Below are 24,561 nucleotides of genomic sequence, written 5' to 3'. Positions count from 1 at the left end.
GCAACTCCGCCGCTAGAGCGCCTATTCTCGAGCCGAGTTGCTCGGTTTTTCCGCGCAACTCCGCCGCTAGAGCGCCTATTCGAGCCGAGTTGCTCGGTTTTTCCGCGCAACTCCGCCGCCAGAGCGCCTGTTCGAGCCGAGTTGCTCGGTTTTTCCGCGCAACTCCGCCGCCAGAGCGCCTATTCGAGCCGAATTGCTCGGTTTTTCCGCGCAACTCCGCCGCGCGGGGCGGCGGAGTTGCGCCTCTTCTATGTCTGACCTTCAAACGCTCTAGAAGGGTTAGAAGTCGCACAATGCCGACGCCCTGCGCCAGCTTCCTCCGCTCATGAACTTTCTCATACGCAAAGGGTGAACTTATGCACTGACATGAGGTCGCCCTTTTTCGTTAGGATGGGATCAACAAGAACGCGCACGACGAAAGGAATGGGGAGCATGAACGTACTGGAGCTGCGCCAGCTGACCAAAAAATTCGGAGACTTCATCGCCGTCGACGGCATGACGCTGGACGTGAAGGAGGGCGAGATCTTCGGCTTCCTCGGCTCGAACGGTGCGGGCAAGAGCACGACGATCAACATGGTCGCCTCGCTGCTCGTGCCGACGAGCGGCGAGATCCGCATCCTCGGACAGAATGTCCGCAAGCAGACCCGCCAGGCGAAGCTGAACCTCGGCATCGTGCCGCAGGACCTCGCCATCTACGGCGAGCTGAGCGCCTTCGAGAACGTCGCCTTTTTCGCCGGCCTGTACGGCCTGCGGGGCGCCGAGCTGAAGGCCCGAGCCGAGGAGGCGCTCGAATTCGTCGGGCTCTCGGACCGTGCCGGAGCCAAGCCGGACGGCTTCTCCGGGGGCATGAAGCGCCGCCTCAACATCGCCTGCGCGATCGCGCACAAGCCGCGCCTCATCATCATGGATGAGCCGACCGTCGGCATCGATCCGCAGTCGCGCAACTACATCCTCGGATCGGTGCGGCAGCTCAACGAGTCCGGCTGCACCGTCATCTACACGAGCCACTACATGGAGGAGGTCGAGGAGATCTGCAGCCGCGTGGCGATCGTCGACCACGGCAAGATCATCGCCGACGGTACGAAGGAGCAGCTCAAGGCGATCATCACCGACATCAAGGAGCTGTCGATCGAGCTGAAGCCCGGCTCGCCGTACCGGCTGCAGGAGCTGCAGCAGGTGCCGGGCGTGCGCGCGGTGACGGAGAAGGAAGGCGCGCTGCGCGTGCAGAGCGATGCCTCGGTCGACAATTTGAACCGCATCCTCAAGGCGCTGATGGAAGGCGGAGCGGAAATCCGCTCGCTGCAGGAGCTCGAGCCGAATCTCGAGACGGTATTCCTGACGCTGACCGGCCGCAGCCTGCGGGATCGCTGAGGAGGATGGACCGATGACCCCTATGCTGCGCATCGCGCTCAAAGAAATCCGGACCGATTTCCGCGACCGGAAGACCTTTTTCCTGCTGCTCGGCTTCCCGCTGCTGCTCATCCTCATTCTCGGCACGGCGCTGTCCGGCTCCTTCGACTCGGAAAGCGGCGCCGTCCTCAAGCCGCAGGTGCTCGTCCAGGACGCCAGCGGCGGCGACAAGCCGCTTGCCGAGGCGTTCGCCGCGTTCCGCCGCCAGGCCGAGACGAATGGCGTCGTCTTCACCGACGCCTCGGGCACAGCCGACGGCACCGCCGAAGTCGAAGCGGGCCGCTACGACAGCTTCGTGCGGCTGACTCCGTCCGGCATGGAGGTGCACGGCAGCACCCGCCATCCGATCGAGAGCAACATCGCGCAAGGCATGCTGCAGGCGTTCGCCGACCGCTACAACGCGGCGGCGGCGATCGGCGCGCAGCGGCCCCAGGCGCTGCAGACCGCGTTCTCCGCCTCCGAATCGGCCGGCGGTTATGTGCAGGAGCGCTCAATCGACGAGAACCGCAAGCCCGGCTCGATGGACTACTACGCGCTGGCCATGACCGTGGCGGTCGCGCTGTGGGGAGCCCTGTCCTCCGTGCGCCTCGTCGCCGGCGAGAGAGCGCAGGGCACCGCGGCCAGGCTGATGGCGGCTCCGGTGCGCAAGAGCGACATCTTCGCCGGCAAGGTGCTCGGCAACGTCGTCGTGAACAGCGTCTGCATCCTGGCGGTCGTGCTCCTCAGCAAGTGGGCGTTCGGCGCCTACTGGGGCGACAACCTGCCGCTGGCGCTGGCGCTGCTGCTGACCGTCGTGCTGCTGGCGACGAGCCTCGGGCTGTTCTTCAGCTATTTGCTGCAAGGCAAATCGGCAGGCGGAGTCGTCATGCTGTTCGTGCAGCTGGCCGCCTTTTTCGGAGGCGCGTACTTCCCGGTCTCGACGAAGGCCGCGGACGCCAGCCTTCTCAACCTATGGTCGCCGGTCTACTGGGCCAACTCCTCGCTGTCGCGGCTCGTCTATGAGGGTCAGATCGCGCCCGCTCTGCAGACGATGGCGCTCAACCTGGGGCTGGCGCTGCTGCTGCTCGCCGCATCGGCCTGGCATATGAACAAAAAGGAGGAATTGTAGCATGATCAAGGACTTGGCTTGGCTGTTCGGCTTCATGCTGCGCGGCACGTTCCGCAAGCGGAGCAGCTGGATGCTCTATCTGGGCCTCCCGGTCGTCGGCGTGCTGACCTCCGTGCTGCTCTACTCCGGCACGCAGTCGCCGCCGCTGCGGGTCGCGATCGTGAACGAGGACGGAGCGGCGCGCATCGCCGCCGATACGGCCGCCTATGTCGGCGGCCTGCGCGAGGTGCAGGTCCAGGAGCTCGGCCGCGAGGAAGCGAAAAAAGAAATCGCCTCCGGCAGCCTGGACGTGGCGCTCCTGCTGGAGCCTGGCTTTTCGGCCGCCGCCGCCGCGGGCCATCCGCAGGGAATCGCCCTGGAATCGGTCAAGGGAGCGTCGGTGACGGCTTACGTCAAAAGCATGCTGGACGCCTACCTGTCGAATGTCGCGGCGATCAGCCGGGCGGCCGACGGAGACGGCGCGGCGTTCGAGGCGATGTACGCCGCTTATCGCGACGGCGCGTTCAAGCTGACGGCGGAGTCCGCCCGCGATACGTCGGTCGCCCGGTCGATGAGCGCGCAGGCGATCGGCTTCCTCATCCTGTTCATGCTCATGTCGGCCGTGAATCTGTCCGAGATGCTGCTCAAGAGCCGCGAAAACCGCACCTACCTGCGCATCCTGTCCTCGCCGGTGCCGGCCGGCACGTACGTGCTCGCCAATACGCTCGTCAATCTGTCGGTCATGGCCGTGCAGATCGCGCTGGCGCTCGGCGTGATGCGCTTCGGCTTCGGCATCGACGCCGGCATGCCGCTCGCCGAGCTCGGAGCCCTGCTGCTGCTGTTCGGCCTCGTCTCGGTCAGCCTGTCGCTCGCGATCGTCGCCTTCTCCCGCAGCTCGGCGATGGCGAGCGCGCTCTCGAACTTCATCATCACCCCGAGCTGCCTGCTGGCGGGCTGCTTCTTCCCGGCGAGCATCATGCCGGAGACGATCCGCCGCATCGGCGACTTCATGCCGCAGCGCTGGGTGCTGACGTCGATCGACGCCCTGCAGAGCGGCCAATACGCCGACATTCCGCTCCACATCGCGGTGCTGCTCGCCTTCGCGCTGGTGTTTTTCCTGGCGGCGGCGTTCAAGCTCGGGAGGAGCGACGATACGCGCAGCTTCGTGTAACGGACCCGCATCGAACCCATGCCCTCTTTCCGAGGCGCTTGGGTTTTGTTCTTTTCAGCGAAAAAAAGAGCTCCTGGCATTGACGCGACACCATAAGGTGTCGTATTCTAAATGGGCCACCAAATGGTGTCGTATCGACCGGCATGGCGGACGGGGCAGGAAACCGAACCGATGAGGAGGAAATAAAGATGAGCATGCAGACCGGCACAGCAGCGAGCTTGAACGCAAGTCCGCGATCCCGAGGGAAAGCGGCCGCATATTGGACCGTCACGCTGTTTTTCGCGGCGGCGATGCTGCTGAGCGGACTTGGACAGCTGATGCGGCTGGAAGGGAATATCGAGCTGGTGCGGAATCTGGGATACCCGCTTTACCTCATGACCATCCTAGGAATCTGGAAGGCGCTAGGGGTCGTCGCGATCGTCGTTCCCGGCTTTCCCCGGGTGAAGGAATGGGCTTACGCCGGCTTCTTCTTCCTCATGACGGGAGCGGCATGGTCCCATGCGCTCGACCATGAGTACGGTTTTCCGGTTTTCCTCCCGCTGGCGTACGCCGCTCTCGCCGCCGCTTCCTGGGCGCTGCGTCCGCGCAGCCGCAAGCTTTGAGCTTCAGGAGCGCCGCGGGCGCTCGCCCGCCGGGCTCTGAGCAGGTCTGAGCCGGTCCATGCACAACAGGTAAGGGAGAGGACGTCATGAGCGAGAACGGCCCGCAGCGGGATGTGTTCGAAGCCATTGCAGATCCGACCCGGCGCCGGCTGATCCAGATGCTGGCCGCAAAAGAGGAGATTCCGCTTCATGAACTGACGGCGCCGTTCGCCATGGGGCGGACGGCCGTATCCAAGCATCTGGCCATCCTCAAGGAGGCCGGGCTGGTGGCGGACCGCAAGGTCGGCCGGGAGACGCGATTCAGGCTGAACGCCGCTCCGCTCCGGGAGATTCAAGACTGGGTGGCTTTCTATAGCAAGTTTTGGAGCGCCAATATGGCGCGTTTGAATCAGCTTTTACTCGAGGAGGAAGAACAACGATGAGCCAGACGTTAACGATGGATTTTCCGTTTTCGACGACGGTCGAGCAGCTGTGGTCCGCTTTGACCGACTCCAAGAAGCTCGCCAAGTGGGTCGCCAACATCCATACCGGGGAGCCGATGGACAATGATTTCGAGCCGGTCGTCGGCCGCCGCTTCCAGTTCCGCACGACGCCGAACCAGTGGTGGGACGGAGTCATCTCCGGCGAAGTGCTGGTCGTGGAGGAGCCGACGAAGCTGTCCTATACCTGGACCAGCGCCATGGAGGAGCATACGATCGTATGGACGCTGCAGGAGCTCGGTGGCGGCAAGGTCAACCTCCATCTGGAGCAGACCGGCATCTCGACGTCCCAAGCCGTCGAAGGCGCCCGCTTCGGCTGGGGCAAATGGCTGGCCGAGCTGGAGAAGCTTGTCGCCTAGCTGCGGAAAGGCCGGCTCGCGGGGCCGGCCGACAACGGAATCGAAGAGAGGGGGTTCGGCATGACAGCGAATGCGACGAACGCGCGAGTCGATGTCTTTATCAAAAAGGCGCAGAAGTGGAAGGAGGAGTACGAGCTGCTGAGGCAGATCGTGCTCGACTGCGGGCTGTCCGAGGACTATAAGTGGATGCATCCCTGCTACACGCTGGGAGAGGCGAATATCGCGCTCATTCACGGCTTCAAGGACTACTGCGCGCTGCTTTTCCCTCAAGGGGCGCTGCTGAAGGACCCGCAAGGCATCCTCGTCCAGCAGACCGAGAACGTGCAGGCGGCTCGCCAGCTCCGCTTCACGAGCGCGCAGCAGATCGAGGAGATGAAAGAGATCGTGACGGCGTATGTGCTCGAAGCCGTCCAAAACGAGAAGGCCGGGCTGAAGGTGAAGCTGAAGGAGACGGAGGCGTTCCCCATGCCGGAGGAGCTGGAAGCGCGGTTCGCCGAGATGCCGGAGCTCAAGACGGCCTTCGACGCGCTGACGCCGGGCCGGAGGAGAGCTTATCTGCTTCATTTCTCGCAGCCCAAGCAAGCGAAGACCCGCGTGTCCCGGATCGAGAAGTGGACGCAGCCGATCCTGGAGGGAAAGGGCTTGAACGACTAGCCGGTTTCGGCTTGGATGGAGATGGGCATACAGAGGAGAGGAAATCCAATTCAGGAGGCATCGCATGGACACCTCATCCTCGCCATCCGGCAAGCCTTCCCGCTTGCCTCAGCTCCCGGAGTCGCTCTGGCGGGCGACGACGGAGCTGCCCTCATTCCCGTCGCTCCGGGGCACCGTCCGGGCGGACGTCGCCATCGTCGGCGGCGGCATCGCCGGCATTACAAGCGCCTACCTGCTGACCAAGCAAGGCTTCAAGGTCGTCCTGCTGGAAGCCGGACTGCTGCTCGACGGCACGACGGGCCATACGACGGCCAAGATCACCGCCCAGCACGGGGCGATCTACGGCAAGCTGCTCAAGCATCTGGACCGGGAGCAGGCCAAGCAGTATTTCGACGCCAACGACGAAGCGCTCAAGTGGATCGTCCGGACCGTCGCCGAGCTCGGCATCGAGTGCGGGCTGAAGACCGAGGACGCCTACCTGTACGCGGACAACGAGGCAGATCTCGAGACGCTGCGCCAGGAGTGGAAGGCATACGGGCAGATCGGCCTGCCCGGCGAGTGGGTCGACAAGCTGCCGCTCGAAGGGCTTGCGGAGCTCGGCGCGATCAAGCTGCCGGGCCAGGCCCGCTTCCATCCGCTGCAGTATTTGCAGGCGCTGCTGCAGGAGGCGCTGAAGCAGGGCCTCGTCGTCCATGAATACACGACCGTGACGGACAAGGTCGAGGAGGGCAAGCAGGACGGCCGGCTCAAGCTGCGCACGGCCGCCGGCGGCACCGTCGACTGCAGCTGGGCGCTGTCCGCCTCGCATTTCCCGTTCACGGACGGCGGCGGACTGTACTTCTCGCGGCTGCATGCGCAGCGTTCGTACGTGCTGGCGGTCGAGGCGGAAAAGCCTTTTCCCGGCGGCATGTACTTGTCCGTCGGTCAGACGGTGCGCTCGCTGCGCGCGGCCGAGCTGGACGGCCGTCCGGTCGTGCTCGTCGGCGGCGAGAACCACAAGACCGGCCAGGGGCCGCCGATGATCGAGCACTACGAGGCGCTGGAGCGATACGCCGACTCCCTGCTCGGCGTCCGCAGCATTGCGTACCGCTGGTCGGCGCAGGATCTGACGACGCTCGACGAGATGCCTTACATCGGCCCGATCCGGGACAAGCATCCGAACCTGCTGATCGCCACCGGCTTCAACAAATGGGGCATGACGACCGGCACGCTGGCGGCGCTCACGTTCGAGGAGATGGTCCGCACCGGGCAGAGCCTGCATCTGGAGCTGTTCAAGCCGTCGCGCTTCCATGCCGACCCGTCGATCAAGACGTTCGTCCGCGAGAACCTGAACGTCGCCGGACAGCTGCTCGCCGGCAAGCTGGACTCGCCGATGGAATCGCCGGACGCGCTCGCGGCCGGCCAGGGCGGCGTCGTCAAGGTCGCCGGCAAGCGCGCCGGCGGCTATCGCGAGCCGGGCGGCGCGCTGCATCTGGTCGACACGACCTGCACGCATATGGGCTGCGAGTGCAAGTGGAACGCGGGCGACCTCAGCTGGGACTGCCCTTGCCACGGCTCGCGGTTCGGCTATGACGGCACGGTGCTGGAAGGCCCGGCCATCGAGCCGCTCAAGCGGCTGGAGCTTCCGCGGGCGGAGGGCTGACGCTTCGTCGCGGACCGGGAGGTGGGGGAATTCCCGGCAAGGAGAGGATAGGCCGCTGCTAGAGAGAACTCCGTAGCCGCGAGCTATAGTGAATAACGTCGAATCCTGGTATAATCAGGAAGCAGAAAGGGAACGGGCTTTATGGGCGGTCTAGGTTGAGCCTCTCGGAAGGGAGGTCATGCCATGACGGTTAAGGATGCGTTGGATCTTATGATCGGCTTCGGCGGGCTGCTGCTCGCCTTGTTATCGCTGGTCGTTTCGATCGTCGCCCTTAACAAAAAGAAATAGGCCGCCCGCCCTGGAAGGTAGCGACCTATTCCTATGAGTTGATATCCTGCCAGCCTAACCGCTCTTAAAGCGGCCGATCTGCCAAGCCGTGGACGTTACAGCGTCTGCGGCTTGTTTATGTTATGCATTCTACTCCCATATTATCACAAGTCCGCCGTAATTGAAACCGCCAGCAGCCTTGGACGGCCCGTGCCGATCAAGGTTTTTCAACGTTTTCAAGAAAACCAAAACCGAACCCTCGCTCTCCCCGTCTAATAGCGAAGGTGAACGAGAAAGGACGGCGAGGGAATGTCGGAGCGCATGGAACAACGGGGCCAAGAAGCGGCAGAGCTCGTCCGCCGGGCGCAGAAGGGCGAGGATGAGGCGTTCCTCGAGCTGATGGCCGGGGCCAAGGAGCAGCTGCTGCGCATTGCGCTCGCCTATCTCCGGGACGAGGAGGCGGCGCTCGAATGCCTGCAGGAGACGACCTGCCGCGCTTACGCGGCGCTTGGGAGGCTGCGCCAGCCGGAGCATGTCCGCACCTGGCTCGTCCGCATCCTGCTGAGCGCCTGCGCCGATGAGCGCAGGCGGCGCAAGCGGCAGCAGCCGGTGCCGGTCGTGCCGGAGAGCGCGGCGGGCGGCGAGCATCCGGGCGCGCGGCTGGAGCTGGAGGAGGCGGTGGCCGGCCTCGAGCCCAAGCTGCGCCAGCTCGTGCTGCTGAAGTATGCGGAGGACATGACGGTGGCGGACATCGCGCGGACGCTGGAAAAGCCGGAGGGCACGATCAAGACATGGCTGAACCGGGCGCTGCGGCAGCTGCGCCGGGAGCGCGGCGCGAAGGAGGGGATGGAGCATGGATGATCGGCATGGAGAACGGTTGGATCCGAAGCTCGATCGGCATGGAGAAAGGCTGGAGCAGGGGCTTGCCGAGCTGGGCGGACGCCCGCCGTCGCCGGAGCTGCTGCTGCGCGCGGATGCCGCTATTGCCGCGGGCATGGCTCAAGGCCGGCTTCGCCGCCGCAGCCGTCGCCGCTGGCAGCGCCTCGGCTCTGCGGCGCTGACGCTTGCGCTCGTGCTGGCGGTCGGACTCGCGTCGATCCGCATCTCGCCGGCTTTCGCTTCGGCAGTGAGGCAGCTGCCCGGCATGGCGGCGATCGTGGACGCGATCCGCGAGGAGTACAGCCTGAACCGGACGGTGCAGGACGCGCTCGACGAAGGCTACCTGCAGCCGCTGCATTTGACCCAGGATCACGAGGGCGTAAAGGTGACGCTGGAGGGGCTGGTCGCCGACGACTATCGGATGATGTTCGTGTATACGGTGGCGGGACTCGGCGAGAACGAGCATGCGGATGTAGGAAAGGTGAAGGCGCTTGACCGAAACGGACAGAGCGTCATCCAGGGAGCGGGCTTCTCGTTCGACGGGAGGGAGGAGGCGTTCAAGCGCCAGACGATGGAGCTGATGCTGCAGCCAGGCAGTCCGCTCCCCGATTGGCTCGACTTGCAAGTCGAGGTGGCCGGAGCCCCGTACCGCTTCCAATTTCCCGTCGACCGCGAGCTGTTCGCCGACAAGTCGCGCACGCTGCCTTTGGAGGAGACGATCTCGATCGAAAATCAGCAGCTGCGCTTCACGAGCATGCGCATCTCGCCGCTGAGCGTCGCCATCGAGGCGGAGTACGACCCGGCCAACACGATGAAGCTGTACGGCCCCGTCGACATGAAGCTGACGGATGATTCCGGCACGGAGTGGGGAGGAGTCGGCTATTCGGCGGGCAGCTTGGAGGAGCACAAGGTGCGCTTCGAGTTCCAAAGTCCTTATTTCCGCCAGCCCAAGTCGCTCTACTTGAGCGGCAAGACGTTCCGCGCCTTGCCGAAGGACAAAGGCCTCATCGTCCTCGACGCGGAGAAAGGCGAGCTGCTGGCAGCGCCGGACGACCGCCTGAAGCTGATCTCCAGCAGCGTGGATGCGAAAGGAATGAAGCTCGGCTTCGAGCTGCGCGTCGACGGGCCGGACTCTCCATCGCGCTCCTACTCGGTGCTCGGCAGCGATTTTACCGATGCGGGCGGCAGAAGCTTCGGGCTGCATCTGCAAGGGGGCACGGAGACGAGCGACCCGGACGGGTGGCAAAAGCTCAGCTACACGTACGGCCCCGGCGACTACAAGCAGCCGCTGACGTTCGAGATCTCCAATTATCCGAATTATATCGAAGGCGAGTACCGGATCCGGCTGCCTCTGGAAGAGCTCCCGCCGGAACAATAGATCATCTCCTCCGAAGCCGCTCTGCGAAAGCAGGCCGGCTTCTTTTTTTCGACATTTATCTACAAAGCGAGAGCCGCTAGCCGATGTAAATAAGGAGGCTTGAAACGCTCCGGTCCGGAGCATTCGACAGTCTTGCCGCCTGCGGCGATGTCGAAAGCCCGCGCCTCAGCGCGGCGAACGATGAGAATTGTGAAAATGAAGGAGAAAACGGCTTTCTGGAAAGGAAATCCGGTTTTTCTGTCGAACAGTCATAAGCGGAAAAAAGACAGGATGTGAGCGATACCCGTGATTGAAATGATGGACATCTGGAAGACCTACCCGAACGGCGCTCATGCGCTCAAGGGCATATCCGTGGTCATCGACCGCAATGAATTCGTGTACATCGTCGGGCCTTCCGGCGCCGGCAAGTCCACGTTCATGAAGCTGATCTATCGCGAGGAGTTCCCGACCAAAGGGCAGCTGTTCGTGAACGGCTTCAATATAGGCAAGCTCAAGCCGCGCAAGATCCCGTACGTGCGGCGCAATATCGGCGTCATCTTCCAGGATTACCGGCTGCTGCCCAAGCTGACCGCCTACGAGAACGTCGCGTTCGCGATGGAGGTCATCGAGGCGCCGCGCAAGCTGATGAAAAAGCGCACGATGGAGGTGCTCGAGCTCGTCGGGCTCGGCGGCAAGCATGCGCATCTGCCCGCCCAGCTGTCCGGCGGCGAGCAGCAGCGCGTCGCGATCGCGCGCGCGATCGTCAACAATCCGAGCGTCATCGTCGCCGACGAGCCGACCGGCAACCTCGATCCCGAGACGAGCTGGGGCATCATGAACCTGCTCGAGGAGATCAATTTCCGCGGCACGACTATCGTCATGGCCACCCATAACCGCGAGATCGTCAACACGCTGCGCAAGCGCGTCATCGCCATCGAGAACGGACTGATCGCGCGCGACCAGGCGAGAGGGGAATACGGCTATGAAGCTTAGGACGCTGGCGAGGCATCTGCGCGAGGGCGTCCGCGGCATCTTCCGCAACGGCTGGATGAGCTTCGCGTCGATCAGCAGCATCTTCATCTCCCTGTTCATCCTCGGCGTATTCGTGCTGCTGGCGCTCAACGTCAGCAAGCTCGCCGACCAGCTCGAGAGCCAGGTCGAGATTCGGGCGTTCCTGCAGCTGGACGCTACGGCGGAGAGCGCCGCCGCGCTGGAGACCAAGCTGCGCGCCATCCCGGAGGTCAAGAGCGTGGAGTACCGCACGCCGGAGCAGAACCTGCAGGAGATGAGCGAGATGCTCGGCGCCGACGGCAAGCAGCTGCTGGAGGACTACCAGGGCGAGGACAACCCGCTGCCGGCGAGCTTCACGATCGAGGTGTACGACCCGCAGACGATCGCGGCCGCCGCGTCGCAGGTGCAGGCGGTCAGCGCCGCGCAGGACCCGCCGGCGTTCCAGCAGATCAAGTACGGCCAAGGCACGGTCGAAACCTTGTTCAAGATCACGGGCGCCGTACGCAACATCGGCCTCATCATCGTCGCCGGACTGGCCGTGACGGCGATGTTCCTGATCGCCACGACGATCAAGACGACGATCATCGCCCGTCAGCGCGAGATCGGCATCATGAAGCTGGTCGGAGCGACCAACGCGTTCATCCGCTGGCCGTTTTTCGTCGAGGGGGCGCTGATCGGCTTCCTTTCCTCGGCGCTGACCGCCGCCGTCGTCGTGCTCGGCTACGGCGAGCTCATCCGCCAGTCCGAGTTCGACCTCGGCCTGATGAGCATCCGGCTCGTCTCGATGGAGGAGGCGGCCGGCATCATCGTTCCGGTAACGATCGGCATCGGCACGCTGCTCGGCGTGTGGGGAAGCGTGTTGTCCGTCCGCAGATACTTGAAAGTGTAGGAGGAAAGCAGCTTGAACAGAACGATCCGCAAGCTGGCCGGCTCCGTGCTCGCCGGCGCGCTTATCCTGACCGCCATGCCGCAAGCGGCCGGCGCGCTGTCGCAGTCCGAGAAGATCAACCGCGAGCTCAAGCAGGTCCGAGAGCAGATGCAGGCGGCCGCGCAAGGGCGCAAGCAGGCCGATGCGCAGTCCAAGACCGTGCTGACGCAAAAATTCTACACCGCCGAATCGCTCAAGGCGGTCATGACCGAGATCGACATCGTCGGCTCGCGCATGAGCGCCGTCCAGTCGCAGGTATCCAGCACGACGCAGGCGCTGGAGCAGACAGCCCGCGAGCTGGACGAGGCGGAGCAGCGGATCGCCCGGCAGGACGAGCGGCTGCAGTCGCGCATGCGCGTCACCTACATGAACGGCCGCGTCAGCTACCTCGACGTGCTGCTGAACGCGACGAGCTTTTCCGACTTCCTGGGCCGTCTCGACTCGCTGCACACGATCATGGTGCAGGACAAGGAGACGCTGTTGGACCGCAAGCAGGACAAGCAGCTCGTCGTCGCCAAAAAAGCCGAGGTCGAGCAGAAGCTGGCCGAGGTGAAGAGTCTGTACGCCAAGGTGGCCGAGTACCAGCAGGTGCTGGCCAGCAAGGAAGCGCAGAAGACGCAGCTGATCTCCTCCTACAACACCAAGCTCGACGAGCTCGGCGACATCAGCGAGGAGCAGGAGAAGCTGCTGCTGGAGCTGGCCGCCAAGGAATCCGCGCTCATCAAGAAGAAGAACTCGCTGAAGACGACCTACAGCGGGGGCCAGCTCGGCGCGCCGGTGAAGGCCTCGTACCGGCTCAGCTCGCCGTTCGGCTATCGCATCCACCCGATCAGCGGCACTCGCAAGCTCCATGCCGGCGTCGACATGGCCGCTCCGGCGGGCACGAACATCTACGCCGCGGAAGGCGGCATCGTGCTCGTCGCCCAGTGGTGGAGCGGCTACGGCAACTGCATCGTCATCGACCATGGCGGCGGGTTGTGGACGATCTACGGCCATATCCGCGACGGCGGCATCCTGGTGGAAAAGGGCCAGACCGTCAAGCGCGGCGAGCATATCGGCGAGGTCGGCTCGACCGGCAACTCGACCGGCAACCACCTGCACTTCGAGGTGCGCAAAAATGGCGAGCCGGTCAATCCGCTTCCTTACTTGAAAGGCAAAGCGAACTGAGGAATGCGGCGAAACGCGGGCATGGCGCCCGCGGCTCAAGCAACAGGAAGGAACCGTCCGGGCGATTCGCTTGGACGGTTTTTTGCTATACTGGATTTAGGAAGATGTGGGAAACGAATTCAGAAGGACGGTGATCGCATGGATGCGCGCCTGGACCTGGATATCGCGGTGGACGAGATTGAAAAGGCCGTCTCGCCGGATCTCCTCCTGCTCTTCGGCTCGGCCGCGGCCGGTCGGATGCGGGCGGACAGCGATATCGATCTCGCCTATTACGGCGGCAAGCCGCTCTCTGCTTACGAAAGGTTCCTGCTGGCGCAGAAGCTGGCCGGCCGGCTGGGCAGGGAGGTCGACCTGGTCGATCTGAAGGAAGCTTCGACGGTCATGCAGATGCAGATTTTAAGCGAAGGCCATACGCTCCGCTGCAAGGACGAAGACCTGGATCTCCGGCTCCGGACTCAGGTCTATAAAATGTATGCCAAGCTCAACGAGGAGCGTTCGCCCGTGCTGCGGTCGATCCGGGAAAGGGGGAGCATCTATGAAGCATGACGTCATCCTCAATAAAGCGGCAAACATCGAACGCTGTTTGAGACGGATCGGAGAAGTGTATCAAGGGAGACCCGAACACCTGAACGACTTTACGAAGCAGGACTCGATCGTGCTCAATCTTCAGCGCGCCTGCGAAGCGAGCATCGACTTGGCGATGGCGGTCGTGGCATCAGGCAAGCTCGGCGTGCCGCAGACGAGCCGGGACGCCTTTGAGCTGCTGGAGCAGAGCGGACGGCTTGACTCCGAATTGGCGGACAAGATGAAGGCAATGGTCGGCTTCCGGAATATCGCCGTACATGATTATCAGAAGCTTAACCCGGATATCCTCCGCTCCATCCTGGATCTGCATCTAGGGGACTTCACAGACTTCGCCCGCGCGATGCTCGCTTCGGACGGCTAGCCGGCAAGCCGCCTCGCGGCTCCTGCCATCGTTGCCAAATAATCCGCTCCTCTCTGTCGCATACTAAGCGGCGGAAGATCCGGCTCCCGTGCAGGAGCGCCGGACGAAGAGAGGAGAGGGAGCATGAACCGAAACGAAAACGCAGCGGCCGGGCCGCGCCGGCTGAAGGCGGTGCTGTCGGCGTCGCTGGCCGCGGCGCTGCTGCTGGGAGGAGCATGGCCGGCGGGAGAGGCGGGCGCGAAGCCGGCATCAGCGGAAGCGGCGCGCCCGGCGCAAGCCGGAGAGCGTCAGGACGCCTCCGCCGGCTTGACCAAGGAGGAGGCGCAGCGGCTGAGCGCCGTGATGGAGCTGATCCAGCGCCAATATTACGAGCCGGTCGACCGCGACAAGCTCATCAGCGGCGCGCTCAGCGGCATGGTGCAGGCGCTGGGCGACCCTTATTCGACCTACATGGACGCCGGGGCGGCGAAGCAGTTCTCCGAGACGGTCGAAGGCGCGTTCGGCGGCGTCGGCGCGGAGGTGACGTCCGAGAGCGGCAAGGTCGTCATCGTCTCGCCGATCAAGGGCTCCCCGGCCGAGAAGGCCGGCCTGCAGGCGAAGGACGTCATCCTGTCCGTGAACGGCGTCGGCCTGTCCGGACTGCCGATCTCCGAGGCGGTCGCCAAGCTGCGCGGGCCGAAGGGCAGCGCGGCCGAGCTGGTCATCCTGCGGGCGGGAAGGGCCAATCCGTTCGCGGTGAAGCTGATGCGCGCCGAGATCGACATCGAGACGGTCGAAGGCAAGCGGCTGGCGGACGGCATCGGCCTGATCGAGATCCGCCAGTTTTCGCTGAATACGGCCGACCGGTTCGCGGCTGAGCTGGCCAAGCTGGAGAAGCGCGAGCTCAAAGGGCTCGTCATCGACGTGCGCAACAATCCCGGCGGCATCCTGCCGGTCGTGGAGCGGATCGCGCAGCCGTTCGTGCCGAAGGGGAAGCCCATCCTGCAGATCGCGCAGCGCGGGGCGAAGCCGGAGCAGGTGCTGTCGGAGGGCGGCGGTAAGCCGTATCCGGTCGCGGTGCTGATGAACAAAGGCAGCGCCAGCGCCTCGGAAATCCTCGCCGGAGCGCTGCAGGAATCGGCGGGCGCGGTGCTCGTCGGCGAGACGTCTTTCGGCAAGGGGACCGTGCAGGTCAGCTACGACCGCCAGCTCGAGGGCGGGCTCGTCAAGATGACGATCGCCAAGTGGCTGACCCCGAGCGGCGGCTGGATCCACAAGCGCGGCATCAAGCCGGATGTGGCGGTCCGTCCGCCCGCGCTGTACGCCGCGACGCGGCTGTCCAAGACGGCCACGATCCCCGCCGATGCGATCAGCGACGACGCGAAAAGCCTGCAGGTCATGCTGAAAGGGCTCGGCTACGACCCCGGACGCTTGGACGGCTATTACAGCAGCGGCACCGCCGAGGCAGTGCGCGGCTTCCAGCGGGCCAGCGGCCTGCGGGCGAGCGGCCAGGCCGATCCGGCGACCCAGCGCAAGCTGGAGGAGGCGGTGCAGGCTTGGGTCAGCGGAGACGAGCATGACACGCAGCTCGAGGCGGCCGTGCAGGCGCTTCGCGAGGGCAAGGGGGCGCCGCGGCATTGAGCAGGGGCGCCTTCGACCAGAGGCCGGATTCTTCCTTCAGGGGAGGAATCCGGCCTCTGCGCGTCGAAACCATACGGTCTAGCCAGCCTGAAGGAAAATGAGGTGCTTGCTTGGAACTGACATTGGAGCTGCTGCGGCAGTACGGCTCGGCGGCGCTTGGGCTGCTGGCGCAGCCTTATTATTATTTGGCCTTGATCGTTATGGGATTCCTCTATCGACGGCTCGCCGTCACGGAGCGTTCGCACTTCCACGTGCGGCTGCATGCCTGGCCGCTGCTGCTGCTCCGGGCCGCTGGATGGGGCTTGCTGGCGGGCGCCGGCGTCAGCATCGCCGCCGCCTTCATCGGCGCGGCGCTGACGCCGGATGCCGTGCTTTGGCTCTGGGGCACGGCCGCTGCGCTCGCCCTGCTGCGCGTACGCTTCCTATGCTTCGCCTACAGCGCAGGCGTGCTGGGCGTGCTGCAGGCAGCCAGCGGCTTGCTGTCGCTGGAAGAAAGCGGCGGGACGGCCGGACGGCTCGGGACGTCGCTGGCGGCGCTCGACATGCCGGGCCTGCTGCTGCTCGTCGCTCTGCTGCATGTCGCGGAGGCGCTGCTCGTAAAGAGGGATGGGCAGCGACTCGCCTCGCCGCTTTATTTGGAGGGCAAGCGGGGCAAGCTGATCGGCGGCTACTCGCTGCAAGGCCTGTGGCCCGTGCCGCTGCTGCTGCTCGTGCCGGCCTCCGGCGGAGCGGAAGGTGCCGCTGCCGCGCTGCCCTGGACGCCGCTGCTCGGCGGAGAGGGCTGGAGCGCCGGCTGGACGGTGCTGGCGCTGCCGGCCGTCATCGGCTTCACGGACCTGGCGCTGTCCGAGCTGCCCAAGCAGGCGGCCCGCCTCGCCTCGCGCCGGCTGCTGATCTACAGCCTGATCCTCGGCGCGCTTGCGCTGGCGGCGTCGTACGCGCGGCCGCTCGTCCTGGTCGCTTCGCTGGCGGCGCTCGGCCTGCATGAAGCGCTGACGCGGCTGGCGGAGCGCCGGGAGCGGCAGCGGCCGCCGCGGTTCGTCCATGACGAGCGCGGCCTCTGCATCCTCGGCGTGCTGCCCGGCACGCCGGCGCAGGAGATGGGGCTCGAGGCCGGCGAGGTGCTGCGCAAGGTGAACGGACGAGGCGTGCGCACCAAAGAGGAGCTGCATGCCGCCCTGCACGAGAACTCCGCCTTCTGCCGGCTCGAGGTGCTCAACCTGGACGGACAGGTCAAGTTCGTGCAGCGGGCCCGCTTCGCCGGCGAGCATCATCAGCTGGGCGTGCTGCTCGCGCCGGACGAGGATGCGGCCTACAGCGCCGTCCCGGGCCGCGGCTCCGTGCTGGCGCTGCTGCTGCGGCGTGGACACAAGGTGCGGCGCAGAGCGTCCGGCGAGCCGCCGTCCATGGAGGCTTAGGCGCGGACAAGGTCGGAGACGCGGACATGAACGCAGCTGCAGGCGCAGGGACCGGTCAGCCACGGACGCGGCCGGATGCGCAGCCGAAGTCGCGCGGTTAGGCGATGGCAGGTGCAGGTGAAGGTGTAGGCGCAGGTGCAGGTGCAGGCGCCGGCATAGGCATAGGTGCAGGTGAAGGTGCAGGCGCCGGCATAGGCATAGGTGCAGGTGCAGGTGCATGTGAAGGTGCAGGCGCAAGTGCAGGCGTAGGTGCAGGCGCCGGCGTAGGTGAAGGTGCAAGTGCAGGCGCCGGCATAGGCATAGGTGCAGGTGCAGGCGCCTGCGCAGGCGGATCGGCCCGGAACGGGCCTTTTTGCCTTGGCCAACACGATCAGGAAAGAAGGAAAAGGCATGAGCGAAGCCACAGGCCTGAAAAAGCGGCTGGCGGAAGCGGGCAAGGGCAAAAGCGCGGGCGGCATGGTGGCCTTCCTGCTCAAGTGGCTGGCGCTCGGCTCGCTCGTCGGGGCATTGGCGGGCACGGCGTCGGCGTTGTTCCTGTGGAGCCTGGAGCTGGCGACGGAGACGCGGCTGGAGCATTCCTGGCTGCTGTTCCTGCTGCCGGCGGCGGGCTTTTTCGTCAGCTGGATCTATCGGCAGTACGGAGGAACGGCGATCCGAGGCAGCAATCTGATTTTGGAAAGCATCCACGAGGGCCGCGAGCGCATCCCGCTGCGCATGGCCCCGCTCGTGCTGGGCGGCACCGTGCTGACCCATCTGACGGGCGGCTCGGCAGGCCGGGAAGGGACGGCCGTGCAGATGGGCGGCTCGCTCGCCTGGCTCGCCGGCACGCTCGTCCGGTCCGGCGCCGCCGACCGGCGCATCCTGCTGCTCTGCGGCATGGCCGGCGGCTTCGGCTCCGTGTTCGGCACGCCGCTGGCGGGCGCGGTGTTCGGCGTCGAAGTGCTGGCGATCGGCATGCTGCGGCACGGGGCGCTTTACCCTTGCCTCGTGGCCGCGCTCGTCGGCGATGCCGTGACGCGCGCCTGGGGCATCGGCCATGCCGCCTATCGGATTGGCGAAGTGCCGGCCGAAAGCTTCGGCACGCTGGCGGCCGTCGCCATCGCGGCCGTCGCGTTCGGCCTGGCGGCGAGGCTGTTCATCGCCGCCGTGCACGGCGTGCGGCGCTTGGCGACGCGGCTGGTCGCGCCGGCGCCGGGGCGCGCCGCAGCTTGCGGCGCCGTCATCGTGCTGCTGGCGCTGCTGGTCGGCGGAGGGGATTACCTTGGCCTGAGCCTGCCGCTGCTGCAGGACTCGTTCGCTCCTGCGGGGACGGTCGAGCCGTTCGCCTGGTTATGGAAGCTCGTCTTTACGGCGCTCACGCTCGGCGCGGGCTTCCAGGGCGGCGAAGTGACGCCGTTGTTCGTCATCGGCTCGACGCTCGGCCATGCGCTCGCTCCGCTGCTGCAGCTGCCGGCTCCGCTGCTCGCGGGGCTCGGCCTGGTCGGCGTGTTCAGCGCGGCGGCGAACACGCCGCTCGCGTGCTTCGTGCTCGGCCTGGAGCTGTTCGGCGCCGACGCGGCGGCCTATCTGCTCGTCGCCAGCGTCATCGCCTATCTCTGCTCGGGCTCCGCGAGCATCTACTCTTCCCAGCGGCGGACGATCCGCAAGGACGGCCGCGAGCCGGTCGGCTGAGCGAAGCCGCCTTCTGCCCGGCGGCTGTTGCAGGCTCTGCCCGGCGGTGTAAGTCGATGTCCGCCGGTGTCCGCCGAAAGGACTCTGCCGATCTCGGACTCCTCAACCCGGCGGCTCCGTTGGTCTCCAGCATGCGCCCCGACACCGGAGCTACGCGGAAAAACCGAGCAACTCGGTTCGACCGGATGCCTCGTCGGCGGAGATACGCGGAAAAACCGAGCAACTCGGTTCGACCGGATGCTCCGACGGCGGAGTTACGCGGAAAAACCGAGCAACTCGGCTCGAACGGATGCTCCGACGGCGGAGATGCGCGGAAAAACCGAGCAACTCGGCTCGAACGGATGCTCCGACGGCGGAGATGCGCGGAAAAACCGAGCAACTCGGCTCGAATGGATGCTCCGACGAGTTAAGTCCATATAATTGTGTAAAATGCTCCTGACCATAAAAAGAAAAGCCATGGTAGGACTCTCGGTTAGAATGGAAGTTGTCGAGACCAACATTCCAAGGAGAGTGCCTACACATGACTCAATACCAGATTACCGTAGATCAGGATATTTTGCACCAGCTGTTTATCGGAACCGATCGGGACGCGGGAGTGGCCCGCTTGCTGGAGACGGTGCTGAATCAGGTGCTGACAGCCCAGGCGACGGATCAGCTGGCGGCGCAGACGTACGAGCGCACCAGCGAGCGCAAGGGCTACCGCAACGGCAGCTACGAGCGCGACGTCATTACCCGCGCTGGCAGCGTCACCTTGCGCGTCCCCCGGTTTCGGGACGGCTCCTTTTCTACCGAGCTTTTCGCCCGGTATCAGCGCAGCGAGCAAGCGCTGGTTCTCTCGCTCATGGAAATGGTCATCAACGGCGTGTCGACGCGCAAGGTGACTAAAATCACCGAGGAGCTGTGCGGAACCGAGTTCTCCAAGTCAACGGTCAGCCACCTGTGCAAGCAGCTGGACCCGGCTGTCCACGACTGGAACAACCGCTCTCTGGCCGACCACGCCTTCCCCTTCATCACCATCGATGCGATCTACGTGAAGGTGCGTGAAGAAGGCCGTATCTGTTCTCGAGGCGTTCTGGTGGGCTACGGCGTGAACGAGCAAGGCCGGCGTGAGATTCTGGGCCTGCGCGTCGACGACACCGAGTCGGAGGAGAGCTGGGGCGCCTACTTCCGCTGGCTGAAAGAGCGCGGCCTGCACGGCGTAGAGCTCGTCACGAGCGACTACCATGGCGGGCTGGTCAAGGCCATCGAGAAGGAGTTTCAAGGGGTCTCGTGGCAGCGGTGCCAGACGCACTTCATCAAGAACGTGCTGAACGCAGCGCCCAAAGCGCTCCAAAGCGAAATCAAGAGTCGCGTCCGATCGATCTTCGATGCGCCCGACATGAAGACGGCTCGTTCCTATCTCGAACAGACGCTTGAGGCGTATGCCGAGACAGCACCCAAAGCGATGAAAATACTGGAGGACGGGTTCGAGGACGCCGTCGCGGTGCTGGCCTTCCCGGAGGCCTACCGCGTGCGGCTGCGCACCTCCAACGGCATGGAACGCCTGAACGGGGACATCCGCAGGCGCGAGACGGTCATCCGCATCTTTCCCAATCGCGCTTCCGTCCTTCGCCTCATCGGAGCCATGCTCATGGAAGAGAACGAGTACTGGATGACGAAGAAGCCGTACATGGACATGACGGACTTCAAGGCGTGGAAGAAGCAGAAAGCCACTCAGGGCGCCGGCTCGGAGGAGCAGGAAACCAGCACCACCATGACGGAAGCGACGGACAGCCTTTAAACCCGATTCCATTTTCTACCGAGAAGTGTTTTTACACACAATTATGGACTTGACCCGGAGATGCGCGGAAAAACCGAGTAACTCGGCTTTAGTTGTTGCATTGGGGAGCGTGGATCAAGACTGCGACCCGAAAAAGTCGGGTTGCATAGTCCCGGCAGCACGCTCGGCAAGCTGCAACCCGAAAAAGTCGGGTTGCAGAGGACCGCGAGCGTGCCCGGCAAGCTGCAACCCGAATAAGTCGGGTTGCAGAAGCCCGGCAGCCCGCGCGGCAAGCTGCAACCCGAAAAAGTCGGGTTGCAGAGGACCGCGAGCCCGCCCGGCAAGCTGCAACCCGAAAAAGTCGGGTTGCAGAAGCTCGGCAGCGCGCTCGGCAAGCTGCAACCCGAAAAAGTCGGGTTGCAGAAGCCCAGCAGCGCGCTCGGCAAGCTGCAACCCGAAAAAGTCGGGTTGCAGAGGACCGCGAGCGCGCCCGGCAAGCTGCAACCCGAAAAAGTCGGGTTGCAGAAGCCCGACTGCCGCTCGACCCGAGCGAAGCACAAAAAAAGCTCTTGCCCTCCGGTCCTTCGGACCGGGGCAAGAGCTTTTCACTTTACTTCGAGTTGCTTGCGGCATTCTCTGCCGGAGCATTCTCCGCCGGAGCGTTTTCGCTCGATCCGTTCTTCTCCGCGCTGCCGTTCGTGTTCTGCGAAGGGTCGAGCGTGTTCGTGATCGTCGCCTTGGCGCGCAGATCGGTGATGAGTGTCTGGGACAGCGTGCTCAGCTGCTGGTTCTCCAGCGTCTTCCGGATCTCTTCTTTTTTGTCCTCGAGCGTCGGGGTCGTCGCTTCCTTGCGGTCCACCAGCTTGATGATGTGGTAGCCGTAATCGGACTTGATCGGAGCGCTGATCTCGCCGACCTTCATGCCGAAGGCCGCTTCCTCGAACTCCGGCACCATCGAGCCCTTGCCGAAGAAGCCGAGGTCGCCGCCGTTGGCCGCGCTGCCTGTATCGGTGGACTTCTCCTTGGCGATCGCCGCGAAGTCGCCGCCGTTCTTAAGCTGCTTCTCGATCGCATCCGCTTCTTCCTTGGTCGCGACGAGGATGTGGGACGCCTGCACCTGCTCCGGCGTAGCGAAGCTTTCCTTGTTCTCTTCATAGTTCTTCTTGATATCCTCGTCCGACACCTTCACCTGGTCGGCGAGCAGCTTGCGCATCTGCACCTGCATGAGCATCTGCTTCTTCAGGTCGTCCAGCGACATGCCGGACTGCGCCAGCGCGTTCTCGAATTCCGCCTCGGAGGTGAAGTTCTTCTTGATGTCCTCCAGCTCGGCGTTTTCTTCTTCTTCGGTAACCGCGACGCTTTTATTGTCGGCTTCCTGGTCGACGAGCTTCATCGTGACGAGCTGGTCGAGCGCGGACTTGCCGTAGGTCGGAGCGAGCATGTCGTACAGCTCGTCCTTCGTGATCTTCTCGCCGTTGACCGTCGCGACGGCCTCGCCGCCTCTATTCGAAAAGAGGCTGACAAGCGCGATGATCAGGCCGACCGCCAGCACGAGGGAAGCGATCATCCATCCGGTCGCCGCGCCCGAGCGCTTCGGACGGCCGCCGTCGCCGTCGCCGTGGACGCCGTCGTTGTCGAGCGGCAGATCGGCCGCTCCCGCGACCGGAGCCACCGGCAGCGAGCCGAACGCGCGCTCCGGATCGGCGGTGTGGACCTCCGCGTCGTACTCGGCCCGGCGGAGGGCATCATCGGTGCGGCGCTCCTCGACCTCCTCCTCGGCCTGGATCGTCTCCTCGCGGCGCTCGCTGCCGGAATCGCCGGCGAAGTCCGCGCCTTCGCGCGTCGCCGTATCCTCCGGCGTCAGATGGTCGTTGCCGTTCGCGTCAAGCGGATCTTTCTTGTTCTCTGCCATTCGAAAATTGACTCCCTTCTGTGTGTGGACGGGACTTGTCCCGGATCGTTCGCTCCCCGCATCATATCAAATCCAGGGAACGCTTACCTTAACGGAACATGAAATGCGGATCCGCTCGTCACATCTTCTCCTGGAGAAAACGGACCGAGGCGTCCAGCGCCGCATTCAGCTCCGGCGTCGCGCCGGCGAACGGGTGCGACGCCCCGAACGTGTGGCTTGCCCCTTCGAGCAGCAGGGAAGGCTGCCGCGGAGCGGCTTCCTTCAGCCGGCCGAACCCCTCGATCAGCCGCGAGCTGTCCGCGTCGCCCTGGATGAGGAGGACGGGGGCGCGCAGCGAGGCGAGGCGGGCGGGGATGTCGAAGCGCTCCCCGCTGCGGTCGAGATCCTCGAAAAACCCCTTGCCGATCGGCATCTGCTGGCCGGTGCGGGCGTTCGGCACGAACGCCTCGCCGTCCCTGCGCGCCGCCGCCTCGAACTCCGCATCGAACAGGTTCGCCCGGGCGATGCCGTTCCAGGTGACGGCCGCGCGCACGATCGGATGCTCGGAGGCGAAAACGATCGCGTTGCCGCCGCCCCGGCTATGGCCGCAGATGCCGATCCGCTTGGCGTCGGCCTGCTCCGGATGCGGCAGCTCGCGGCCGGCCAGCGCGGCCACGATCCGCTCCAGATCGCTCTGCTCGCGGCTGTACGTATTGAGGGCGAACTTGTTCAGCTCGTCGAATGCCTCGCCGCCGCTCACGCCGTTCCGGGAGAAATTGAAGGTGACGGCATAAAAGCCGGCCTCCGCGATCCGCTCGGCGGCATAGGGCAGGAAGCCCCAGTCCTTGAAGCCCTTGAAGCCGTGGGCGATCAGCACGACGGGCTTGCGCCCGCCGCCCGGAACGAAGCGGACCTCGCCGCGGATCGTGCCGCCGTCGCCCAGCCTCAGCTCGAAAGGGGCTTTGCGGGGCGCTTTGGTTTCCATGCGGTCGTGCTCCTTTCACTTCATAGCTTTTCCAAATCTAAGCATAAACTTCCGTGCCCGGCAGTTCAATCGCAAGTTGAGCCGCGGATTGGCAAGTTCAGGGCGTCTGAAACCATTCTTCGCGTTTCGCCGTCTGTGTGGTATAACGGAAGCTGAACTTATCCGCTTGCAGCATATAGAAAAGGACGCCGAGCGTCCCTTCAAGGAGATGGAACCATCATGAACAGCAAACGCAATCGAATGCCTGCCGCGTCCGCCCTGCTGCTGGCGGCGGCGTTGACCTTGTCTGCCTGCTCCGGCGCCGCCGCGCCGGAACCCGATGCTTCGCCGGGCGCTTCGGCGACCGCGTCGCCGCCGGCGTCTGCGGGAGGAGGCGGGAGCTCCGCTTCCCCATCGCCGAGCTTGACGCCTTCGCCGTCGTCCTCGCCGACTGCAAAGCCGTCGTCCTCGCCGTCCGCCAAGCCGAGCTCGAAGCCGTCCGCCAGTCCGGCGGGGGCGAAGGGCGGCTCCTCGGGTGGCTTCTACGAAGCTATCGAGGTGACGGCAAACGCCTCTGCCGCCGCGGCGCTCGTCAACAAGCAGTTCCGGCTGCCGGAAGGGTACGCGCCGAAGGATCTCGTCTATCCCGACATCCCGTTCACGTTCTCGGAGAAGATCGACAAGCGCAAGCTCCGCAAGGAAGCGGCGGAGGCGCTCGAGCAGCTCGTCGCCGGCGCGGCGAAGGACGGCATCAAGCTCGCCGGCGTGTCGGGCTACCGTTCCGAATCCCGGCAAAAAACGCTGTACGAGGGCTATGTGAAAAAGGACGGCGTCGCGGCGGCCGACAAGTACAGCGCGCGTCCGGGACATAGCGAGCATCAGACGGGACTGGCGATCGACATGTCCGGCATCGACGGCAAATGCGCGGCCGAAAGCTGCTTTGCCGGCACGCCGGAGGCCGAGTGGCTGGCCGAGCACGCGACCGACTACGGCTTCATCATTCGTTATCCGGAAGGCAAGGAAGACATTACGGGCTACAAGTACGAGCCTTGGCATATCCGCTACGTCGGCGTCGAGCTCGCCGCGAAGCTCGCCGAGAGCGGCGACACGCTGGAGGAGCATTACGGCGGAGCGGTTCCGGTCTCGGGCGGCAACTGACCGCAAATGAACATGGAGCCGCCCCGGTCGATCCCATCGACCGGGGCGGCTTTGGGATGCGGCCGACGCGTCCTGCATGCCAAGGCGCGCCCGCCTGCGTGCCATCGCATACCCGCCTGCG

General features: G+C 64.8%; 24 protein-coding genes. 21 read left to right on the top strand and 3 right to left on the bottom strand.

All coding sequences use genetic code 11. The annotated features are described in order from the left end of the window. Nucleotides 1–432 precede the first annotated feature (432 nt). From GE073_RS22455 to GE073_RS22370, 18 genes are all read left to right on the top strand, one after another. Entirely contained in the window at nt 433–1,371 is a 939-nt protein-coding gene (locus tag GE073_RS22455) for an ABC transporter ATP-binding protein (RefSeq protein WP_028599032.1), read from the top strand. A 13-nt stretch (nt 1,372–1,384) separates the two neighbouring features. Beyond that, nucleotides 1,385–2,518 (top strand): ABC transporter permease, encoded by a 1,134-nt coding sequence (locus tag GE073_RS22450; protein ID WP_101807658.1) that lies wholly within the window; start codon nt 1,385–1,387, stop codon nt 2,516–2,518. A gap of 1 nt (nt 2,519) precedes the next feature. Beyond that, nucleotides 2,520–3,668, top strand: a complete 1,149-nt coding sequence (locus tag GE073_RS22445; protein WP_052333256.1) for an ABC transporter permease — start codon at nt 2,520–2,522, stop codon at nt 3,666–3,668. Between the two features lie 188 nt (nt 3,669–3,856). Next, nucleotides 3,857–4,270 carry a DoxX family protein gene (locus tag GE073_RS22440; protein WP_101807659.1) on the top strand — a complete coding sequence of 138 codons (414 nt, stop codon included), beginning with the start codon at nt 3,857–3,859 and terminating at the stop codon, nt 4,268–4,270. A gap of 86 nt (nt 4,271–4,356) precedes the next feature. Next, nucleotides 4,357–4,692, top strand: coding sequence for an ArsR/SmtB family transcription factor (locus GE073_RS22435; RefSeq protein WP_028599036.1), 336 nt, complete (start codon nt 4,357–4,359; stop codon nt 4,690–4,692). Further along, nucleotides 4,689–5,108, top strand: coding sequence for an SRPBCC family protein (locus GE073_RS22430; RefSeq protein WP_028599037.1), 420 nt, complete (start codon nt 4,689–4,691; stop codon nt 5,106–5,108). Before GE073_RS22435 ends, GE073_RS22430 begins: the two co-directional genes overlap by 4 nt. 60 nt (nt 5,109–5,168) lie before the next feature. Beyond that, nucleotides 5,169–5,762, top strand: a complete 594-nt coding sequence (locus GE073_RS22425) for a YdeI/OmpD-associated family protein (protein ID WP_101807660.1) — start codon at nt 5,169–5,171, stop codon at nt 5,760–5,762. A gap of 64 nt (nt 5,763–5,826) precedes the next feature. Beyond that, nucleotides 5,827–7,404, top strand: coding sequence for an FAD-dependent oxidoreductase (locus GE073_RS22420; protein WP_101807661.1), 1,578 nt, complete (start codon nt 5,827–5,829; stop codon nt 7,402–7,404). A gap of 183 nt (nt 7,405–7,587) precedes the next feature. Then, a complete protein-coding gene (locus tag GE073_RS22415; RefSeq protein ID WP_028599040.1) occupies nt 7,588–7,692 on the top strand; it encodes a putative holin-like toxin in 105 nt (34 codons plus the stop codon). Nucleotides 7,693–7,980: 288 nt separating this feature from the next. Continuing rightward, entirely contained in the window at nt 7,981–8,532 is a 552-nt protein-coding gene (locus GE073_RS22410) for a sigma-70 family RNA polymerase sigma factor (protein ID WP_228551720.1), read from the top strand. Further along, complete coding sequence (locus GE073_RS22405; RefSeq protein WP_153784412.1) at nt 8,525–9,928, top strand: DUF4179 domain-containing protein; 1,404 nt, start codon at nt 8,525–8,527, stop codon at nt 9,926–9,928. Before GE073_RS22410 ends, GE073_RS22405 begins: the two co-directional genes overlap by 8 nt. 285 nt (nt 9,929–10,213) lie before the next feature. After that, complete coding sequence (ftsE, locus tag GE073_RS22400; RefSeq protein ID WP_028599043.1) at nt 10,214–10,900, top strand: cell division ATP-binding protein FtsE; 687 nt, start codon at nt 10,214–10,216, stop codon at nt 10,898–10,900. Next, the gene (gene ftsX / locus GE073_RS22395; RefSeq protein WP_028599044.1) at nt 10,890–11,807 is read left to right on the top strand and encodes a permease-like cell division protein FtsX; all 918 of its coding nucleotides are present in this window, start codon (nt 10,890–10,892) and stop codon (nt 11,805–11,807) included. The genes ftsE and ftsX overlap by 11 nt, the downstream gene beginning before the upstream one ends. Nucleotides 11,808–11,819: 12 nt before the next feature. Then, nucleotides 11,820–13,013, top strand: a complete 1,194-nt coding sequence (locus GE073_RS22390; protein ID WP_228551718.1) for a murein hydrolase activator EnvC family protein — start codon at nt 11,820–11,822, stop codon at nt 13,011–13,013. Nucleotides 13,014–13,151: 138 nt separating this feature from the next. After that, complete coding sequence (gene mntA / locus GE073_RS22385) at nt 13,152–13,559, top strand: type VII toxin-antitoxin system MntA family adenylyltransferase antitoxin (RefSeq protein WP_028599046.1); 408 nt, start codon at nt 13,152–13,154, stop codon at nt 13,557–13,559. Beyond that, complete coding sequence (gene hepT / locus GE073_RS22380; protein ID WP_028599047.1) at nt 13,549–13,959, top strand: type VII toxin-antitoxin system HepT family RNase toxin; 411 nt, start codon at nt 13,549–13,551, stop codon at nt 13,957–13,959. Before mntA ends, hepT begins: the two co-directional genes overlap by 11 nt. A 123-nt stretch (nt 13,960–14,082) precedes the next feature. Next, a complete protein-coding gene (locus tag GE073_RS22375) occupies nt 14,083–15,579 on the top strand; it encodes a S41 family peptidase (protein ID WP_052333258.1) in 1,497 nt (498 codons plus the stop codon). A gap of 110 nt (nt 15,580–15,689) precedes the next feature. After that, on the top strand, nt 15,690–16,997 hold the full coding sequence (locus GE073_RS22370; protein WP_101807662.1) for a PDZ domain-containing protein: 1,308 nt from the start codon (nt 15,690–15,692) through the stop codon (nt 16,995–16,997). Here GE073_RS22370 and GE073_RS22365 read toward each other — a convergent pair. Next, nucleotides 16,994–17,389, bottom strand: coding sequence for a hypothetical protein (locus GE073_RS22365; RefSeq protein WP_153784411.1), 396 nt, complete (start codon nt 17,387–17,389; stop codon nt 16,994–16,996). The genes GE073_RS22370 and GE073_RS22365 overlap by 4 nt on opposite strands. Between GE073_RS22365 and GE073_RS22360 the strand changes: the two genes are divergently transcribed. Both GE073_RS22360 and GE073_RS22355 read left to right on the top strand, forming a co-directional pair. Beyond that, nucleotides 17,388–18,668 (top strand): chloride channel protein, encoded by a 1,281-nt coding sequence (locus tag GE073_RS22360; RefSeq protein ID WP_153784410.1) that lies wholly within the window; start codon nt 17,388–17,390, stop codon nt 18,666–18,668. The two genes, GE073_RS22365 and GE073_RS22360, sit on opposite strands and share 2 nt — an antisense overlap. A gap of 520 nt (nt 18,669–19,188) precedes the next feature. Then, nucleotides 19,189–20,448 carry an IS256 family transposase gene (locus GE073_RS22355; RefSeq protein ID WP_153783988.1) on the top strand — a complete coding sequence of 420 codons (1,260 nt, stop codon included), beginning with the start codon at nt 19,189–19,191 and terminating at the stop codon, nt 20,446–20,448. A gap of 589 nt (nt 20,449–21,037) precedes the next feature. On the opposite strand, the gene GE073_RS22350 is transcribed toward GE073_RS22355, so the two are convergent. Further along, entirely contained in the window at nt 21,038–22,339 is a 1,302-nt protein-coding gene (locus GE073_RS22350; RefSeq protein WP_153784409.1) for a foldase protein PrsA, read from the bottom strand. Between the two features lie 118 nt (nt 22,340–22,457). After that, entirely contained in the window at nt 22,458–23,303 is an 846-nt protein-coding gene (locus tag GE073_RS22345; protein ID WP_153784408.1) for an alpha/beta hydrolase family protein, read from the bottom strand. A gap of 219 nt (nt 23,304–23,522) precedes the next feature. Between GE073_RS22345 and GE073_RS22340 the strand changes: the two genes are divergently transcribed. Next, complete coding sequence (locus tag GE073_RS22340; protein WP_153784407.1) at nt 23,523–24,440, top strand: M15 family metallopeptidase; 918 nt, start codon at nt 23,523–23,525, stop codon at nt 24,438–24,440. Nucleotides 24,441–24,561 lie beyond the last annotated feature (121 nt).

This window comes from Paenibacillus sp. B01 (genome assembly GCF_009649995.1).
Classification (GTDB): Bacteria; Bacillota; Bacilli; order Paenibacillales; family Paenibacillaceae; genus Paenibacillus_O; species Paenibacillus_O pasadenensis.
The sequence above is the reverse complement of the archived record's forward strand: the minus strand, read 5'-3'. Positions and strand labels throughout refer to the sequence as shown.